General features: G+C 67.7%; 12 protein-coding genes. 5 read left to right on the top strand and 7 right to left on the bottom strand.

The genetic code is table 11. The annotated features are described in order from the left end of the window. Positions 1-23: 23 nt before the first annotated feature. Together HUA78_RS00330 and HUA78_RS00325 are read right to left on the bottom strand one after the other, a co-directional pair. A complete protein-coding gene (locus HUA78_RS00330) occupies positions 24-827 on the bottom strand; it encodes an ABC transporter permease (RefSeq protein ID WP_174463067.1) in 804 nt (267 codons plus the stop codon). A gap of 40 nt (positions 828-867) precedes the next feature. Next, entirely contained in the window at positions 868-1,590 is a 723-nt protein-coding gene (locus HUA78_RS00325) for an ABC transporter ATP-binding protein (RefSeq protein ID WP_141644831.1), read from the bottom strand. 228 nt (positions 1,591-1,818) lie between these two features. On the opposite strand from HUA78_RS00325, the gene HUA78_RS00320 reads away from it, so the two are divergent. After that, positions 1,819-3,012: an aspartate kinase gene (locus HUA78_RS00320; protein WP_141644826.1), complete on the top strand. Its 1,194-nt coding sequence runs from the start codon at positions 1,819-1,821 to the stop codon at positions 3,010-3,012. A gap of 110 nt (positions 3,013-3,122) precedes the next feature. On the opposite strand, the gene HUA78_RS00315 is transcribed toward HUA78_RS00320, so the two are convergent. Further along, entirely contained in the window at positions 3,123-4,748 is a 1,626-nt protein-coding gene (locus tag HUA78_RS00315) for a nitrous oxide reductase family maturation protein NosD (RefSeq protein ID WP_174463066.1), read from the bottom strand. 407 nt (positions 4,749-5,155) lie between these two features. On the opposite strand from HUA78_RS00315, the gene HUA78_RS00310 reads away from it, so the two are divergent. Beyond that, on the top strand, positions 5,156-5,548 hold the full coding sequence (locus tag HUA78_RS00310; RefSeq protein WP_141647503.1) for a LysM peptidoglycan-binding domain-containing protein: 393 nt from the start codon (positions 5,156-5,158) through the stop codon (positions 5,546-5,548). 233 nt (positions 5,549-5,781) lie between these two features. On the opposite strand, the gene HUA78_RS00305 is transcribed toward HUA78_RS00310, so the two are convergent. Beyond that, complete coding sequence (locus HUA78_RS00305; protein ID WP_174463064.1) at positions 5,782-6,204, bottom strand: hypothetical protein; 423 nt, start codon at positions 6,202-6,204, stop codon at positions 5,782-5,784. A 424-nt stretch (positions 6,205-6,628) separates the two neighbouring features. On the opposite strand from HUA78_RS00305, the gene HUA78_RS00300 reads away from it, so the two are divergent. Continuing rightward, a complete protein-coding gene (locus HUA78_RS00300) occupies positions 6,629-9,277 on the top strand; it encodes an ATP-dependent Clp protease ATP-binding subunit (protein ID WP_254623512.1) in 2,649 nt (882 codons plus the stop codon). 27 nt (positions 9,278-9,304) lie between these two features. Here the strand turns inward: HUA78_RS00300 and cutA are convergent, their stop codons facing one another. From cutA to HUA78_RS00285, 3 genes are all read right to left on the bottom strand, one after another. Further along, the gene (cutA, locus tag HUA78_RS00295; RefSeq protein WP_174463062.1) at positions 9,305-9,631 is read right to left on the bottom strand and encodes a divalent-cation tolerance protein CutA; all 327 of its coding nucleotides are present in this window, start codon (positions 9,629-9,631) and stop codon (positions 9,305-9,307) included. A gap of 10 nt (positions 9,632-9,641) precedes the next feature. Further along, complete coding sequence (locus tag HUA78_RS00290; RefSeq protein WP_174453613.1) at positions 9,642-10,607, bottom strand: ATP-binding protein; 966 nt, start codon at positions 10,605-10,607, stop codon at positions 9,642-9,644. A 61-nt stretch (positions 10,608-10,668) separates the two neighbouring features. Further along, positions 10,669-11,331 carry a hypothetical protein gene (locus HUA78_RS00285; protein ID WP_141647498.1) on the bottom strand — a complete coding sequence of 221 codons (663 nt, stop codon included), beginning with the start codon at positions 11,329-11,331 and terminating at the stop codon, positions 10,669-10,671. 282 nt (positions 11,332-11,613) lie between these two features. On the opposite strand from HUA78_RS00285, the gene HUA78_RS00280 reads away from it, so the two are divergent. Beyond that, positions 11,614-15,195: a tetratricopeptide repeat protein gene (locus tag HUA78_RS00280; protein WP_174453614.1), complete on the top strand. Its 3,582-nt coding sequence runs from the start codon at positions 11,614-11,616 to the stop codon at positions 15,193-15,195. Continuing rightward, positions 15,195-16,664 (top strand): adventurous gliding motility TPR repeat lipoprotein GltE, encoded by a 1,470-nt coding sequence (gene gltE / locus HUA78_RS00275; protein ID WP_174453615.1) that lies wholly within the window; start codon positions 15,195-15,197, stop codon positions 16,662-16,664. The genes HUA78_RS00280 and gltE overlap by 1 nt, the downstream gene beginning before the upstream one ends. The last annotated feature ends 60 nt before the right edge of the window (positions 16,665-16,724 follow it).

Genomic DNA, 16,724 nt, shown 5'->3' with positions numbered 1-16,724 from the left:
CTTTCGCGTGAGCGCGGGCCATGTCAGGCCCAGCGCCGCGCTTCCACGGTGCGGTGGGTGAGCAGCAGCGAGAAGACGATGACGGAGGCGAAGAACACGAGCGTCTGCACGTCGAGGATGCCCTTGAGCATGTTCTGCAACTGCGCGTCGAAGGACAGGTACGTCAGCACCGAGCGCAGCGGCTCCTCCGTGGCCTGCGCCACGCCCGACAGCAGCATCCACGGCAGCAGCACCGCGAAGGTGAGGAAGGCCGCCAGCATCTGGCTCTCCGTGAGCGCGGAGATGAACATGCCCACCGCCATGCACGTGGCGCCCCACAGCAGGATGCCGCCGTAGCCCAGGAGCACGGTGGGCCACTCCAGCGCGGTGCCGGACTCCGCATGGCCGAACGCGGAGAGCACCAGCGGGAAGATGAGCGTGAGGCCCAGCGTCGCGGAGATGATGCCCAGTCCGCCCAGGTACTTGCCCAGGACGATTTCGATGGGGCGCACTGGCGCGGTCATCAGCAGCTCGAACGTCTTGTTGCGCTTCTCCTCCGCGAACAGCCGCATGGAGAGGAAGGGCGCGATGAAGAGGGTGATGATGATGACCATGCCCCACAGTTGCACCATCACCCCGTCGGTGAGGTTGCGGTAGGCGGTCATGTCCGGAGGCATCATCGCCCACGTGACTTCCCGTGCCTGCTCCTGCACCTGCTGGAACGTCGCGAGCAGGTTCACGAAGAAGAAGGACGAGAGCGCCACCATCGCCGTGAAGACGCCATAGGCCCACGGGGTGGTGAAGAAGAGGGACAGCTCCTTGCGAGCGATGGCCAGGGCGATGCGCATGGACCGGGGGGTTCCTTGAAGGAGGGGACGGGCGTCGCGCTCAGGCGGCGGTCAGCTTGATGAAGACCTCTTCCAGCGACGCGCTCTCCGAGGTGCCCTGGGAGCCGGCCAGCTTGCGGAGGTCGTCGTAGGCGACGATGCGCCCTTGGTTGAGGATGAGGACCTTCTCGCACGTCATCGTCACTTCCGGGAGGATGTGCGTGGAGAGGATGACGGTGTGCTTGCCCGCGAGGCTCTTGATGAGCGCGCGCACCTCCGCGCGCTGCGCGGGATCCAGCCCTTCCGTCGGCTCGTCGAGGATGAGGACCTGGGGCGAGCCGAGCAGAGCCTGCGCGATGCCGACGCGCTGCTTGTAGCCCTTGGACAGGTTCTGGATGAGGCGGCCGAGCACGTGCGTGACGCCGGTGAGGCCGGCCACCCGCTCGACTTCGCCCTTGAGTTCCCGGGCGGGCAGGCGCTTGAGCGCCGCGACGAACTTCAGGTACCCGTGCACCGTCATGTCCGGATAGAGGGGCGGCGCCTCCGGCAGGTAGCCGATGCGGCGCTTCACCTCCAGCGGGTGGGTGAAGACGTCGAAGCCTCCCACGCGGGCGACTCCCTCCGAGGGCGGAAGGAAGCCGGTGAGAATCTTCATCGTGGTGGACTTGCCCGCGCCGTTGGGCCCGAGGAAGCCGAGGATTTCGCCCTCTTCGACGCTGAAGGTGAGGTCGTCGATGGCCACGCGGTCGCGATACCGCTTGGTGAGGTGCTGTACCTCGATCATCGCCATGGGCAGGCTCCAGGAGAGACGCGCTCGACCCTGGGCCGCCGGCCGTGGAGGTGTTTCTCGGACGGCCCGGGCAGACCGTCGCCGACTATAGGGGCCGACCTTGGGGTGTCAAGGCGACGCCCGGCTCCCGGCTCGGGTGCTTCACCGCGCTGGCCGGGCTCCTGCAAGACTGCGCTTCGGTGTGGTTCCCCGGACACGCCCAACAGGGGTAGTGAGACGCTCATGCCTATCGTGGTCCAGAAATACGGCGGCTCGTCGGTGGCCGACGTGGAGAAGATTCGCAAGGTGGCGCGCAGGGTGAAGGACAAGCGCGACGCCGGGTACCAGGTGGTGGTGGTGGTGAGTGCCATGGGCGACACCACGGACGAGCTGCTCGCCCTGGCCAAGCAGGTGTCCCCGGACCCCGCGCGGCGCGAGCTGGACATGTTGTTGACGTGCGGCGAGCGCATCTCCATGGCGCTGCTCTCCATGGCGCTCCAGGAGATGGAGGTGCCGGCCATCAGCTTCACGGGCAGCCAGAGCGGCATCATCACCAACGACGCGCACGCACAGGCGCGCATCGTCGAGGTGCGGCCCTATCGCATCCACGACGAGCTGGCGCGCGGCAAGGTCGTCATCGTCGCCGGCTACCAGGGTGTCTCCTACAAGAAGGAAGTGACGACGCTGGGGCGCGGAGGCTCGGACACGACGGCCGTGGCGCTGGCGGCGGCGCTGGAGGCGGAGGCGTGTGAAATCTACTCCGACGTGGATGGCATCTTCAGCGCGGACCCGCGCGTGGTGCCGGATGCGCGCAAGCTGGAGTCGCTCAGCTATGACGAGATGCAGGAGCTGGCGAGCGCGGGCGCCAAGGTGCTCAACGCGCAGGCGGTGGAGTGGGCGAAGTCGCGCGGCATCGCCATCCTCGCGAGGACGGCGCATGCCCCGGGCAACGGCACGGTGGTGCGCGAGCTGACGGCGCCCTCGGACAGTCGGGTGAAGGGCGTGACGGCGGACTCGGAGCTGGCGGTGCTGGCGGTGGGCGAGCAGGTGCCGCTGCCGGAGCTGTTGGAGTTCCTCGACGCCCGAGGCGTGCGAGGCCGCTCCCTGGGCTTCGACGGGCTGCCGGGGGGCACGGCCCACGCGTACCTCCTGGTTCCGCTGGCGGACATCCACGGGCCGGAGGCGCTGCGCAAGGAGCTGGCCACACGCTTCGACGGAGCGGTGTCATGGCGCGAGGAGCTGGGCACCGTCACCTGCGTGGGCGTGGGGCTCAACGCGGACTGGGCGCCGCTGAGGCAGTCCCTGGCGGCGGCGGAGGAACTCGGCGCGAAGGTGCATGCGGCCCACACGTCACCGCTCCAGCTCACGCTGCTCGTGGACAAGCCCCACCTCAAGCCGCTGACGGCGAGGCTGCACCGGGAGCTGCTCGGCGCGTGACGTCCAACGAGTCGCGGTCCATCGACAGCAAGCTGTCGCCGCGCGTGGACCGAGGGGCGCACGGGAGAGGACCTCCTCGTATCCAGCCGGGAGGTCCTCTCTCGACGACGCTATTCGGTGAGCGCCGCGGTGGCGGCCTGGGCATCCGAGGGGCAGTCGGACTCCACCGCGCCGACGTCGGGCGCCGAGCCGCAGAAGGGCAGGCCCAGGTCCATGCCCCGGTCGACCGCACCCGTGCCGGGCATGAAGGTGTTCGTGTCCACCAGCGCGTTGGCGGACTCCGCGGAGCTCACGTCCTGGCCTTGCTGCTTCCACGCGGCCAGCAGCTCACCCACCCAGGAGTCCTCGGGGATGAAGAAGTTGCCCTTCGTGAAGTTCGCGCCCTGCAGGTACACGTTGGCGGCCAGGTCCAGCCCGGAGGTGTAGGGCCCCAGGTTGACGGCGTTGCGCGTGGCGAAGAGGTTGTTTCGCACCGCCACGTTGGTGGAGTCGCCACCGGTGCCATGTCCGAGCACCAGCGCGAAGCCCTTCGTCCCGGTGACGGTGTTGTGCAGCACGCGCACGTCGACGCCGTTCTCGATGCGGATGGCGGAGCCCTCGGGCATCTTCAGCGAGTGGACTCGGTTGCGTCGCACGGAGATGTTGGTCGGCGGGGCGCCCACCCGGTTGCCGCCCACGGCGATGCCCAGCGCGGCGTCCGAGATGTCGTTGTCCTCCAGGACGACGTTCTTCGCGGAGTAGTGCACCACCACCGCCTCACCTCGTGACGTCGAGGACTTGGTGAAGCCGTGCATGCGGTTGCCGCGCACGGTGACGTCGTGGCACGTCTTGATGTCCACGGCGTTCTCACGGTTGTCGTACATGTGATTGGCTTCGATGAGGACGCCGCTGGCGGGCGCGTCGTTGCTGAAGCCCTCGGGCCCGAGGCACTGCACGGAGTCGCCCGAGTTGTCGTGGATGTCGTTGCCGCGCACGGTGATGTCCTTCGACGTGGGGGCGATGACGACGCCGTGCGAGTCGTCGGACCCTCGAGCGAAGTGATGGATGTGGTTGTTCTCGATGGTGACGCCGCGCGCGCTGGCGTCCGTGCTGATGCCGCTGCCGAAGGCGCCGTGGTGCAGGTCGTTGTTCGCGAGCACCGTGCCCTGGGTGTCTCCGGCGAAGGTGACGGCGATCTGCCGCTGGCTCTTCACGTCGAACTCGAAGCCCTCGATGCGCCAGTTCGGGCGCTGCACCAGGACCATGTACCAGCCGCTGGAGGTGGGAACGAGCTTGGGCTTGCCCTCGCCGAGCAGGGTGATGGGCGCGCTGGTGGTGCCGGCGCGGACGTTGGAGTCGAGCACCAGCTTCTCCGCATAGGTGCCCTGCTGGACGCGGATGATTTCACCGGGGCCCACCAGGGTGAGCGCCTTGGCGATGGTGCGCAGCGGACTGGCTTGCGAGCCGGCGGCGGTGTCGTTGCCCGACGGGCTGACGTACCACTCGCGCGAGTACCGAGGCGGGGCTGGCTCCTCGGGCGTGGGAAGGGGCGAAGGTGTGGTGGGCTCCGGGGACGGCGTGGGCACCTGCGTCACGGGAGGCGTCGTCGGCTCGGGAGAGGGCTGGGTCGGGGGAGGCGTGGGACGGGTGGGGAGGGAAATGGTGCCCGAGGGGGAGGGGGGCTCCTTGTTTCCGTTACAGGCGAGGGCCCCCACGGAGAAAGCTCCGATGAGGCACAGGCTGCGCAGCGTGGACATGGGGGTCGACTCCTCTGGGGGTTGAGCGAGCCAAGGAACGTTCGGGAGGGCGAGCGGTATTCTGCTGGCCTGTGCCGTACGGCCCCTCGTGAAGCAGGCGGCCTGTCATCCTTCCCGCGCGTGATGCACTGGTGAAGGAGCGCCGTGGCTCGGTGCTCATTCGCTACCACGAACCCGATGCGAAATGGAAAGGGACCACCGGCTGCTCTCCTGCCGAAGCGCGAGTGCTCGTGGGGACTGTCGTGGAGCGACGGAGCCGGCGTCCTCGCGAGAGTGTCAGCTGGCACGCAGTGGTGAGGGCCTGGAGGGCAAGACGGGAGCCGAGGCCCGCGTGCCTACAGTGCGCTCCCTCGCACGGCGGCAGTCACGTGGACATCGTGCGACCTGACCCGACTGGAGGAACGCCCATGGCCCTGCAGAATGACTACAAGGACGTGCTCGACGTGGCGAAGACGATTGGCGCGAAGGTCGAGTCCCGCGAGGAGAATGGAAAGCTCATCCTCAAGGGCTCGGTGGACTACGCGTGGGACCGCGACCGCATCTGGGACCAGATCAAGGCGAAGCACACGCAGTGGCAGCAGGAAGTCATGGTGAACCTCACCGTGACGCACGCGGAGCCGTATGGGGTCTACACGGTGAAGTCCGGCGACACGCTGGGCAAGCTGGCCAAGGACATCTACGGCGACGTGAAGCTGTACCCGAAGATTTTCGAGGCCAACAAGGACCAGCTCAAGGACCCGGACCACATCAAGGTGGGCCAGGTGCTCAAGCTGCCGCCCAAGTCCATCGCCCAGGCTTGAGCGCTCCGTCGTGTCGGGGGAGCCTCGGGGCTCCTTCGATGCACGGGGTGCTCAAGCCGAGTGAGCGGTTCGTCGTGTCGAGGCCGACTCATGCCCGCTCCCGCGCGAGCCCGTGGAGAAGGCGCGGGGCTTCGTATGCCTCCGCGCGGGCGACCTCTGGCGCGAGGTGCGCTGGCTCGTGAGTCGCGGCCCGCTGCTCTCCGGTTCTTCGAAGAGGGGCGTGTGAGTCCGGCTCAGGGAAGCAGTCCCGGGATGCTGCCCCCGGGCCTGGGACCGATGTGGAACCGGATGCTGCCCGGCGCCAGTGTGCATGCGGGCGGATGGGGCGCGTGGAAGGCACCGTGCCGGGGCGGTGTGCACAGGCCCAGCAGCTGCATCGTGGAGTACGGCGACGAGGGCTGCTCGAGATAGGTCTCCACCGTGTTTCGTGGCGGTGGTGGTTCCTCGTCGGTCGTCGCTGGCTCGTCGAGCACGGCGAGAGCGTCCTCCGGCAGTGGACTCGTGTCCGGAACGAAGGAGATGCCCTCGGGAATGGGCTCCTCGCGGTCCGGTCGCCCGATGATGTTCTCGATGCGCTCGGTGCCCTCGTCCTTCACGGCGCGAGGCGCGGTTGCACACGCGCCCAGGAGCGACGCCGCCAGGAGCGTGGAGAGCACTCGGCGCGAATGGAACGGAGACGGAAGGGGCATGGGCGTCAGGGCCCTTGGCGACATTCGGCCGGATGCCGGACATGTTCCCTCGGGAAGAGGGGTCCGGGGAAGAGGCGCAGGTCCTCGCCGCGGGGGAAGTCGGTCTTGGGACATCACTCGGACTCCTGAGGACTCTCGTCACAGGCTTCGTCCGAAGCGCACGCAGCGCAACGTCGCGAGCCAACGCCTTCCTCCATCCTGGGGGTGGGGCGGTGGAGTCGTGAGAGCGCCTCTCACGAGAGAGAGGATGAGGCCTCGTCAGGATGCCCGCCCTTCGTGAAGCGGCCTTCCGTGGTCCTCGGCCCGCGCCATTCCTAGCTTGCCCGGGAGTGGAGCGCGGAGGTCGTCGACCATGCTGTGTCAGAACTGCCGGACCCGTCCAGCCGCGGTCATGCTCAAGAAGCGGATGAACGGGCAGGAAGCCATCCTCAACTTCTGCAACCACTGCGCGAGCGCGATGGGCGTGGGGCTGGGGGACGCCAAGGGGTTCGGCAGCCTGGAGAGCCTCGTCGAGCAGATGATGGGCCCTCGCCCTCGGGGCCGGGAGAATCTGCTGACGCAGCTGTCGGAGATGGCGCAGCAGGTGCTGGAGCGCTCGGCGCGGATGACGCTCGACTCGGGCTACGAGCGGATGCGCATCGAGCACCTGTTGCTGTCCTTGCTCCACTCCGTTCCGGAGCTGCGCGAGTCGCTGAAGCACGCAGGCGCGCCCGTGGACGAGTTCGAGGCGCGCCTGGACGCGGTGATGCCCCGCCGCGAGCCGCGCAAGGCCCAGGGGGTGACGCTGTCCTCGGGCGTCAAGCGCGTGCTCCAGATTGCCCGCCTCCAGGCGCTCCAGATGGGGCATAGCTTCATTGGACCGGAGCACCTGCTGCTCGGCATCCTGATGGAGGCGGAGAGCTACGCGGCGCAGTTCCTCTCGGGCGTCGACGTCAATGAGCTGCGCAAGCGCCTGGTCGCCTCGGTGGGCGGCCCCGCGGCGCCCTCGGCGGGAGTCGGTGGGCGGCAGGGAAGCGGAGGGCTTCCGCCGAACCTGACACGCTTCACCAGGGACTTGTCGGTGCTGGCGCGCGCGGGAGAGTTGGACCCGGTCATCGGGCGCGAGAAGGAAATCAGTCGCGTCATTCGCATCCTGAGTCGCAAGACGAAGAACAATCCGGTGCTCATCGGTGAGCCGGGCGTGGGCAAGACGGCCATCGCGGAGGGGCTGGCCCAGCGCATCGTCGCGGGAGAGGTCCCCGAGGTGCTCAAGGACAAGCGCGTGCTGTCGCTGGACCTGGGGAGTGTCCTGGGCGGCACGAAGTTCCGGGGCGAGTTCGAGGAGCGCTTCAAGGGACTGATGGACGAGATTCGCGCCCTCAAGGGGCAGATCATCCTCTTCATCGACGAGGTGCACACGGTGGTGGGCGCCGGCGGTGCCGAGGGCGCGGTGGATGCGTCCAACCTGCTCAAGCCGGCGCTGGCTCGCGGAGAGCTGCAGTGCCTGGGGGCCACGACGCTGGATGAGTATCGGAAGAACATCGAGAAGGACGCCGCCCTGGAGCGCCGCTTCCAGCCCGTCATGGTGGCCGAGCCCACGCCGGAGCAGGCCATCGAAATCCTGCGAGGACTGCGCGATGCGTACGAGGCGCATCACCGCGTGAAGATTCTCGACACGTCGCTCACCGCGTCCGTCGAGCTGTCCGACAAGTACGTCAATGACCGGTTCCTGCCGGACAAGGCCATCGACCTGCTCGACGAGGCCTCGGCCATGGTGCGGCTGGGCGCACGCACCGCGCCGGACCGGCTGGGTGAGGTGGAGGCGATGCTCGCGCAGAAGGAGAAGGACAAGAGCGCGGCGGTGGCAGGGGAGCGCTACGAAGAGGCGAGCCGACTCAAGGGCGAACTCGACACGCTGCGCACGGAGCTGGAAGGCCTGCGCACGCAGTGGCAGCTCAAGCGAGGTGTCACCGAACCCGCCGTGACGCCGGAGGACATCGCCACGGTGGTGAGCGAGTGGACGGGCATCCCCGCGCGGAAGCTGCAACAGGAAGAGGGACAGCGACTGTTGGAGATGGAGGATGCGCTGAAGCAGCGCGTGGTGGGACAGGAGGACGCACTGCGCGCCATCTCCGAGGCGGTGCGCCGGGCTCGCGCGGGCTTGAAGGACCCGAATCGTCCCATCGGCTCGTTCCTGTTCCTGGGGCCCACGGGCGTGGGCAAGACGGAGACGGCGCGCGCGCTGGCCGAGTATCTGTTCAACGACGAGGCCGCGATGATTCGCCTGGACATGTCCGAGTTCCAGGAGCGCCACACGGCGAGCCGGCTCATCGGCGCGCCCCCGGGATATGTGGGCTACGAGGATGCGGGGCGACTCACGGAAGCCGTGCGTCGCAGGCCGTACTCGGTGCTGCTCTTCGACGAGGTGGAGAAGGCGCACCCGGACGTGTTCAACCTGTTGCTGCAGATTCTCGACGACGGGCGGCTCACGGACTCACGCGGCCGCACCGTGGACTTCAAGAACGTGGTCATCATCATGACGTCCAACCTGGGCTCGGAGGCGATGGGGGCCGCGAGGGCGGCGCTCGGCTTCCAGAACTCGGGGGACGAGGAGCGGACGGTCAGGGAGCGGGCCAGCGAGGCGGTGATGAACGCGCTGCGCGGACACTTCCGGCCGGAGTTCATCAACCGCATCGACGAAATCATCGTCTTCCATCCGCTCAACCCCGAGCAGCTCCGACGCATCGTCGACACGATGCTGGAGGCCACGCGCCGCAAGCTGCACGGGCAGAACGTGGGCCTGGAGTTGACGGACGCGGCGCGCGACTCGCTGGCCGAGAGGGGGTTCGAGCCCCGCTATGGCGCACGTCCCCTTCGCCGCGTCATCCAGCGCGAGCTGGAGACGGAGCTCAGCCGGATGATGCTGCGCGGTGAGCTGAGTGAGGGCCAGCGCATCCGGGTCGACTTCCAGGACGGACACTTCGTCTTCAAGGCGGAACCGGGAGCGCCCGCGGAGGCGGAGCCGAAGCCCCCCGAGACTCCTGTTCCACCCGCCACGTGAGTGGCTCGACGCGCGCGGTGGTGCTGCTCAGGGCGAGGCGCGGGTGTTGTCGAGAATCCACGCGAGATAGGGCGCGTGGCCATCGGCGATGTCGACGCGGAGCACCTCGGGCACCTGGTAGGGGTGGAACTCGATGATGCGGGCGCGCAGGGTGTCGAAGAGCGCGGCTCTCGTCTTGAAGAGGATGAGTGCCTCCGCGTCGTCCTGCACCTTGCCCTCCCAGCGATAGATGGAGCGAAGGCCGGGGAGGATGTTGCCGCAGGCGGCGAGCTGTTCTTCCACGATGGTCCTCGCCAGCTCCGCGGCCTTGTCGGCGGAGGGCGCGGTGACGAGGACCAGGATGGCGTCGGTCATGGCGCCCGAGTCACCGCCCGGCGCTGCGCATGCCGCCGGTGGGGGGCTGGTGGAGCGTGTCCATTTCCTGCCGCGTGCGTCGGCGGTCAGGGGTGTCCTTGGGCAGCTCCACGAAGGTGCACATCTCGCAGAGGCGGCTGTAGATGCGCTCGCCCACGCGCTCGCGCAGCAGCTCCGCTTCCTTCACCACCGCCTTGGCGTCTTCCGTCGTCCGGTAGCCGGTGGGGCCCAGGGGGCGCTGCTTCTTCTCCGGCTCCAGCGAGTAGTTCGTCGCGAACAGCGTGGTGCGGCCCGCGTTGTAGCGGCGGGCGATGAGCTCATCCAGCGTCTCCATCTCGAACGGGCTGCCGCGTCCCTTGCCCAGTTCGTCGATGGCCAGCACCTCCACCTCCGACAGCGGCCCGATGATTTCTCCGCCGCTCTTGCCGTCCTGGAAGCCCCGCCGGATGGTGGCGTAGAGGAGCGAAATCTCCACGTAGCGCGCGCGCACTCCCATCTCGATGACGAGGTGGCCCAGCGTGGCCGCGAGCAGGTGCGTCTTCCCGGTGCCCACCGGGCCGCTCAGGATGAAGCCCTTGGACGTGGCGCCCTTCACGTACTGGTGGCCGAAGTGCATCGCCACCCCGCGGCCCCGGTCCTGGGCCTCGTTGAAGGCGCGGTAGTTGTCGAAGGACGCGTGCGCCACCACGCCGGGCAGCCGCACGTCGTTGAAGATGGTCACCCGCCGCATCCGCCGCGTGCAGGTGCAGGGCTCCATCACCTCGTAGCGCTTGGGCCCCACCTTCTGGCTGAAGACGCCCTCTCGCTCCACCAGCACATGGCCGCGCCCGCCGCAGATGGAGCAGTTCTCCGAGCATGCGCACACGCGCGCCTGCGCCTGGTCTCCGTGCCGTTCGATGACATACGTCCGGCCGGCACAGACGCGGCACCCCTCCCCAGTCGCCTTCGCTCCCACACCCGTCTCGCGCATCGCCATAGCAGAGCCCTTCCCCGTCTCCTCGCAAACTGAACGGGCGAGCAGTAGTTGTGTCGCCCCCTCAGACTTCCTTCACACCCAGTCGCCGTCGCACCGCGGCCACCACCCGGAAGCGCCGGGAGAGCCTTCGCGCGCGTACCGACATCACCTGCTGTTCAGAACCCACCGAAAGTGCGTCACGCCACACCTCGCGTCGCTGCAGGAAGGGGAGGGCTCTCAGGAGCGCCAGGAAACTCAGGGCTTCCTGCGCATCGAGCGCGGCGGGCTCCCCCGGAATGCTCGCCAGCACCGTGCCGCGCAGCCACGCCACCCGGGGCGCCAGGGCCTGTTCCCGCCCCGCGAGGTCCTCCAGCGCGTCGACGAGCCGGGCATGTCGGGTCTCCTCCCACGACAGCGCCTTCCGACGTCGCGAGGGAGCCTCCGGCGCCGGTGTCTCACCCGCGCCCGCCGTCAGCGAACGGTACTTCTTGATCTCCGCGTCTACCTGCCGCCGACACGCACGCAGGTTTCGCAGCACGGGCTCACCGGGGCGCGCATCCCACAGCGCCTTCTCCGCCGAGCGGGAGATGCCCCGCGCCACCACCTCGAACGGAACGCCTTCTCTGGCCCAGGATGTCAGAAGCTCCGAGTCCAATGCCGAGAGCATCAGCCCCGCGCCACGCACCGCGAGGAAGTAGTCCTGCACCAGCTCCTCGAAGCTGGCGCTTTCCGGCAACAGACTCATGATCCGACACCCACTCCAGGCAGGGCGACCGGGCAGCCGGCCGTCCGCTCCCCCATACCCGGTGGGTCCGACAAGGCAACCGTGTTGTCATCCTTTTCACAGCAGTTCTGGAAGTTTGCCGGCCTGCTTTCCACTTCTGGAGGGGCCAGCCAGTCAGGGTTGACCCTGCACTTGGAAACCGCGCATAGTGGTTCTCCCCGAATGGAAATTCCCGAAGATTCCCGGCCACTTGCCTGTTTGGTAGGCAACCGGGGACGCCGGTCCCCCCCGCTTAGGAAGACCATGCGCCGTTCGCTCCTCGTCTGCCTCGTCCTCCTGGCCTCGGCCTCCGCCGCTCAGGAGAAGAAAGCGCCGCGTGACGCCGACCTGGGCCAGAAGTCCGCCACCGCGGTGGACAAGTCCCTGGCTGGCGACATCACCCGCGAGAAGAAGAAGGAAGAAGTCGCCCCCGCGCTCCAGTACGACCAGTTCCGACTGGGCGTGGAGCTGCAGGTGGCCTCCAAGCGACGCGAGCAGATCGTCTCGCTGAAGAAGATCATCTCCCTGTCGCCGGATCCGAAGGAGGTCCCCAGCCTCCTGTTCCGCCTGGGAGAGTTCTACTGGGAGGAGTCGAAGTTCTATTTCTTCGAGGCCAACCGCAAGGACGACGACCTCATCAAGGCGATGAACCGCAACGACGCCGCGGGCCAGCAACAGGCCAAGGCGGAGAAGGCGGAGTTCGTCGCGAAGCAGAAGGAGTACGGCAAGCTCGCCGTCGAGCAGTACACAAGGATTGTCCAGGAGTTCCCCAAGTTCGAGCGCACGGACGAGGTGCTCTTCTTCCTCGGTCAGTACCTGATGGAGGAAGGCCAGGACCGCAAGGCGCTGGTCGCCTTCAAGCGCCTGGTGGAGAAGCACCCGAAGTCCAAGTACATCCCGGACGCGTACCTCGCCTTCGGCGAGTACTACTTCAACAACTCCAAGGGAAAGCGCCCGGAGCTGGAGAAGGCGCTGGTGGCCTACAAGAAGGCCGCCGAGTTCCCGGAGAGCCAGGTGTACGCGTTCGCCCTCTACAAGCAGGGCTGGTGCCACTACAACCTGGGTGACTACACGGCGGCGAAGGACAAGTTCAAGACGGTGGTGCTGTACGGCGAGCTGGCCGGCGCCAACGCGGTGGAGAAGGACGGCGGCAAGAGCGGCCGAGGCTCGCTGGTGCGTGAGGCCCGGACCGACTACGTGCGAGCGTACGCGCACGAGGGCGACGTGGCGCAGGCGCGCGCGGACTTCGGCAAGGTGGCCTCCAATCCGGAGGACCGCTTCACGATGCTCAAGCAGCTCGCCAACATGTACTACGGCGACGGCAAGGACCGCGAAGCGGCCATCACCTTCAACTCCCTCATCAAGGAGAAGCCGTTGTCGCCCGAGGCGCCCGGCTTCCAGGGGAAGATCGTCGACTGCATCCTTCGCATGGGCAACAAGGAGCGCACCGTGGCCCAGGTGCGCCGGCTCGTGAAGATCATGAAGGAGGTCGAAAGCTCCGGCGTCATCAAGGACGACAAGGACAAGAAGCTGCTCGCGGAGGCGAAGGAGCTGTCCGAGCGCACGCTCTCCAACCTCGCCGTCACCTGGCACAACGAGGGCCGCAAGACGCGCAACGAGGAGACGTTCCGCTACGCGGACGCCGTCTACAGCGACTACCTCACGCTCTTCCCGGAGAACCCCAAGGCGTACGACCTGCGCTTCTTCTGGGCGGAGTTGCTCAACGACAACCTGCAGAACTACGAGAAGGCCGCCGCCAACTACACGCTCGTCGTGCTCCAGGACGCCAAGGTGCTGGAGGCCAAGGACGACAAGGGCAAGCTGAAGCCGGGCAAGCCGGGCAAGTGGCTGCCGAACGCGTCCTACAACGCCGTGCTGGCCTACGACGAGGTCGTCAAGGCCGCCGAGGCGCGTGGCGAGGCGAAGAGCGAATCGGTGGGCACGGACCTGTCGAAGAAGGCCGCCATCCCCACGCTGAAGAAGGCGCTGTTGGATGCGTGCGAGCGCTACCTCAAGTACGTGCCCAAGGGTGACAAGCGGGTGGAGATCGCCTTCAAGGCGGCGAACATCTACTACCGCCACAACCACTTCGACGAGGCGGTGCTGCGCTTCAGCGAAATCGCGCTCGGCTACCCCGAGTACAAGTTCGAGAACGGCGACCGCGCCGCGGAGATCAGCGCCAACCTCATCCTCGACTCGTACAACCTGCTCCAGGACTTCGCGAAGGTGAACGAGTGGGCGCGGCGCTTCTACGCCAACGACAAGCTGGCCACGGGCAAGTTCCGCGACGACCTGGCCAAGCTGATTGAGCAGTCGTCGTTCAAGCTGGTCAGCCAGTTGGAGGAGAAGAAGGAGTTCTCCAAGGCGGCCGAGGCGTACCTCAACTTCGTGCACGACTTCCCGCAGACGGAGATCGCCGACCTGGCGCTCTACAACGCGTCCGTCGACTACTACAAAGCGAAGATGCTGGATAAGACGATTGAAGTGCGGGCCCGGCTCTTCGCCCAGTATCCGCGCTCCAAGTACGTGCCGGACTCCATCTACGCCAACGCGGAAGCGCTGGAGGCCATTGGCGACTTCGAGCAGGCCGCGACGACCTACGAGCTGTACGTGAAGGGCTACGAGCGCAGCGTGTCGGAGAAGGGTGGCGGCAAGGCGCGCCCGAGCAAGTCCAGCAAGTCCAACAGGAAGGGCGGCGGCGACGACAAGCCGGCGGTGCCGCAGAAGTGGGACGAGGCCAAGGCGCAGGTGGCGCTGTTCAACGCGTCCACCTACCGCGAGGGCCTGGGCCAGACGAAGGCGGCGCTGCGCAACCGCGAGCGCTACCTGGAGCTGTGGCCGAAGGCGAAGGACGCGGATGACATCCGTCTGTCCATCATCGAGCTGACCGGTAAGAGCGGCGCGGCGATGCGGGCCATCAAGATGCTGGAAGAGTACGAGCGCGACAACATGCGCTCGGCCAGCAAGTTCCTCACCGCCGAGGGACGGATCATCGACCTGTACAAGAAGATGAACAAGTCGCGCGACGTGACGCGCATGTACAAGCGCGTGGGCGAGCACTTCGACCAGCTCCCCCGCCGCGTGCAGACCACACTGGAGAAGCCCGCGCTGGCCACCGCCGCGCAGGCGCAGTTCCTGGGCGTGGAGCTGGACTGGGCGGAGTACAAGCGCCTGAAGCTGTACTGGGGCGCGCCGCCGTCGCCGGACCGCTTCCGCGCCAGCATCCAGGACAAGAGCCGCGCGCTGCAGGTGGTGGAGAAGAAGTACGTGCAGACGGTGTCCCTGGGTGCTCCGGAGCCGTCGCTCTGCGCGCTCAACCGCATTGGTCTGGCGTATGACCACTTCGCCCACAGCGTCATCAACGCGCCCATGCCGCGCGGCCTGGACGAAGAGGCCCAGCAGGCGCTGCGCGACGAGTTCACCAACCAGGCCCAGCCGCTCAAGGACAAGGCCACGGAGGCGTTCGCCGCCACGGTGGCGAAGAGCCGCGAGCTGGACGTGTTCAACGCCTGCGCCGCGGAGAGCTTGAAGCTGCTGCGCACCACCTACCAGCCGGACCGCTATCCGGAGATGCCGGAGGAGAAGGTCGCGCTGAAGAGCCGCCAGCAGATCATCGGTGGTGACGTGCTGGCCGGCATCCAGGACGTGCCGCCGCCGGCGCCCAAGGCCGTGGCGGAGCAGAAGAACCAGAAGGAGGCGCTGCAGGAGGACCTCACGGACCTCACCGCGCAGCTGCGCTCGCAGACAGAGACCCAGGTGGACACGAAGGCCACCGCCTCCACCCCGGACGGCACCAAGCCCGCCAAGGCGGCTGGGGCCGACGAGGAGCCGGAGGACTTCCTCTAATGAACCGGACGACCCGTACCATGCGCCTGTTCCCCCTCCTGGCGGCCGCGTCGCTCATCGCGGCCGGCTGCACCGCGTCCAAGGCCACTTCTCCCGCGCCCGTGGCGAAGAACCCCACGGCGCAGCCGAAGGACGCTCCGCCTCCGCCCATCTCCAACACGGCCAAGGCGCGCTTCGAGGACGCGGTGAAGTCCTTCGACACGCAGAAGAAGGCCAAGGCGTTCGACTACCCGGCGCTGGAGCGCAAGTTCAAGTCGGCGCTGGAGTCCGACGCGAACCTCGCCGAGGCCGAGTACAACCTGGGCGTCATCGCCGAGCGTCAGGGCAACATCCCGGAGGCGAAGGCCCGCTACAAGGCGGCGCTCACCAAGAAGCCCTCGCTGCGCCAGGCGTCCGAGAACCTGGCCGTCATGGAGCAGAACGGCGGCAACGTGGCCGGCGCGGTGGCCCTCTATCAGGAGGTCCTCCAGCGTTATCCGGACGACGCGCAGTCCCGCGCGCGCCTGGCGGAGATCTACCGGCAGCAGAACGACCACGACAAGGCGATGGAGCTGGCCCGTGGCGCGCTGATGAGAGATCCGACGTCCACCACCGCGCTGAAGGTGATGATCCGCAGCTACCTGGACCGCAAGCAGCTTTCGATGGCGAAGCTGGTGGCGCTGCGCGGCGTGAAGCTGGACGGCGCGGACCCGGAGCTGCACCACTCGGTGGGCCTCATCCAACTGCGCGAGGGTGATGCCGATGACGCTCGGCTGTCCTTCAAGAAGGCGCTGGAGGCGCGCGAGGACTATGTCCCGTCGCACGTCGCGCTGGCGCAGCTGTCGCTGGACGCGGAGGACTATCCCGGCGCGGAGGAGCACCTGCGCCGCATCCTCCAGGCGGACGGGAAGAACGCCACCGCGCACCTGAACCTGGGCCTCTCCTACAAGGGCCAGGGTCAGTACGACAAGGCGATGCAGGAGTATGACGAAGCGGAGAAGCTGGACCCGGAGCTGGCGGCCGTCCACCTCAACCGCGCCATCCTCCTCCACAAGGTGAAGGACGCCCCCGAGCGCGCCGTGGAGCTCTACAAGCGGTACATCGCCACGGCGGGCGGAGAGGTGGCCCTGTCCGGCGAGGCCCCCGTCTTCGGGCTGCTGCGTGAGGCGGAGGCCATCGTCAGCGCCAAGCGCGAGGCCGTCGCGGCCGAAGAGCAGGCGAAGAAGATGGAGGACCTCCAGAAGAAGCAGCAGGCCCAGATGCAGGCCGCGGAGAAGAAGCAGGCGCCCCAGGCCCCCGCGCCCAATGGCGCCGCGGTGGCTCCGGCCACGGGCACGGGTACTTCCGCCCAGGCCACTCCGGCGGGGGGCTCTTCGCCCCAGCCGCCGGCGGCCCCTCCTCAGTCCCCCGCAGCGGGGGCTCAGGAGAAGAAGAATGCAGGCACGACGGATCCTTCCGAGCCGGGTGAGCCTGAAGACGACCTGCTGTGAAAGTTGGGATGTCCCCGGGTGCCTTCGCTGTGGCGAGCCCCGGGGGGATGATGCGAACCT

The sequence above is a fragment of the Myxococcus sp. CA033 genome (genome assembly GCF_013336625.1).
GTDB lineage: Bacteria > Myxococcota > Myxococcia > Myxococcales > Myxococcaceae > Myxococcus > Myxococcus llanfairpwllgwyngyllgogerychwyrndrobwllllantysiliogogogochensis.
The sequence above is the reverse complement of the archived record's forward strand: the minus strand, read 5'-3'. Positions and strand labels throughout refer to the sequence as shown.

Excerpts from the sequence above, each read along its gene's own strand:
- HUA78_RS00285 (WP_141647498.1), bottom strand. The coding sequence starts at position 11,331 with ATGAGTCTGTTGCCGGAAAGCGCCAGCTTCGAGGAGCTGGTGCAGGAC.
- HUA78_RS00325 (WP_141644831.1), bottom strand. The coding sequence starts at position 1,590 with ATGATCGAGGTACAGCACCTCACCAAGCGGTATCGCGACCGCGTGGCC.
- HUA78_RS00280 (WP_174453614.1), top strand. The coding sequence starts at position 11,614 with ATGCGCCGTTCGCTCCTCGTCTGCCTCGTCCTCCTGGCCTCGGCCTCC.
- HUA78_RS00310 (WP_141647503.1), top strand. The coding sequence starts at position 5,156 with ATGGCCCTGCAGAATGACTACAAGGACGTGCTCGACGTGGCGAAGACG.
- HUA78_RS00330 (WP_174463067.1), bottom strand. The coding sequence starts at position 827 with ATGCGCATCGCCCTGGCCATCGCTCGCAAGGAGCTGTCCCTCTTCTTC.
- cutA (WP_174463062.1), bottom strand. The coding sequence starts at position 9,631 with ATGACCGACGCCATCCTGGTCCTCGTCACCGCGCCCTCCGCCGACAAG.
- HUA78_RS00315 (WP_174463066.1), bottom strand. The coding sequence starts at position 4,748 with ATGTCCACGCTGCGCAGCCTGTGCCTCATCGGAGCTTTCTCCGTGGGG.
- HUA78_RS00320 (WP_141644826.1), top strand. The coding sequence starts at position 1,819 with ATGCCTATCGTGGTCCAGAAATACGGCGGCTCGTCGGTGGCCGACGTG.
- HUA78_RS00290 (WP_174453613.1), bottom strand. The coding sequence starts at position 10,607 with ATGGCGATGCGCGAGACGGGTGTGGGAGCGAAGGCGACTGGGGAGGGG.
- HUA78_RS00300 (WP_254623512.1), top strand. The coding sequence starts at position 6,629 with ATGCTCAAGAAGCGGATGAACGGGCAGGAAGCCATCCTCAACTTCTGC.
- gltE (WP_174453615.1), top strand. The coding sequence starts at position 15,195 with ATGAACCGGACGACCCGTACCATGCGCCTGTTCCCCCTCCTGGCGGCC.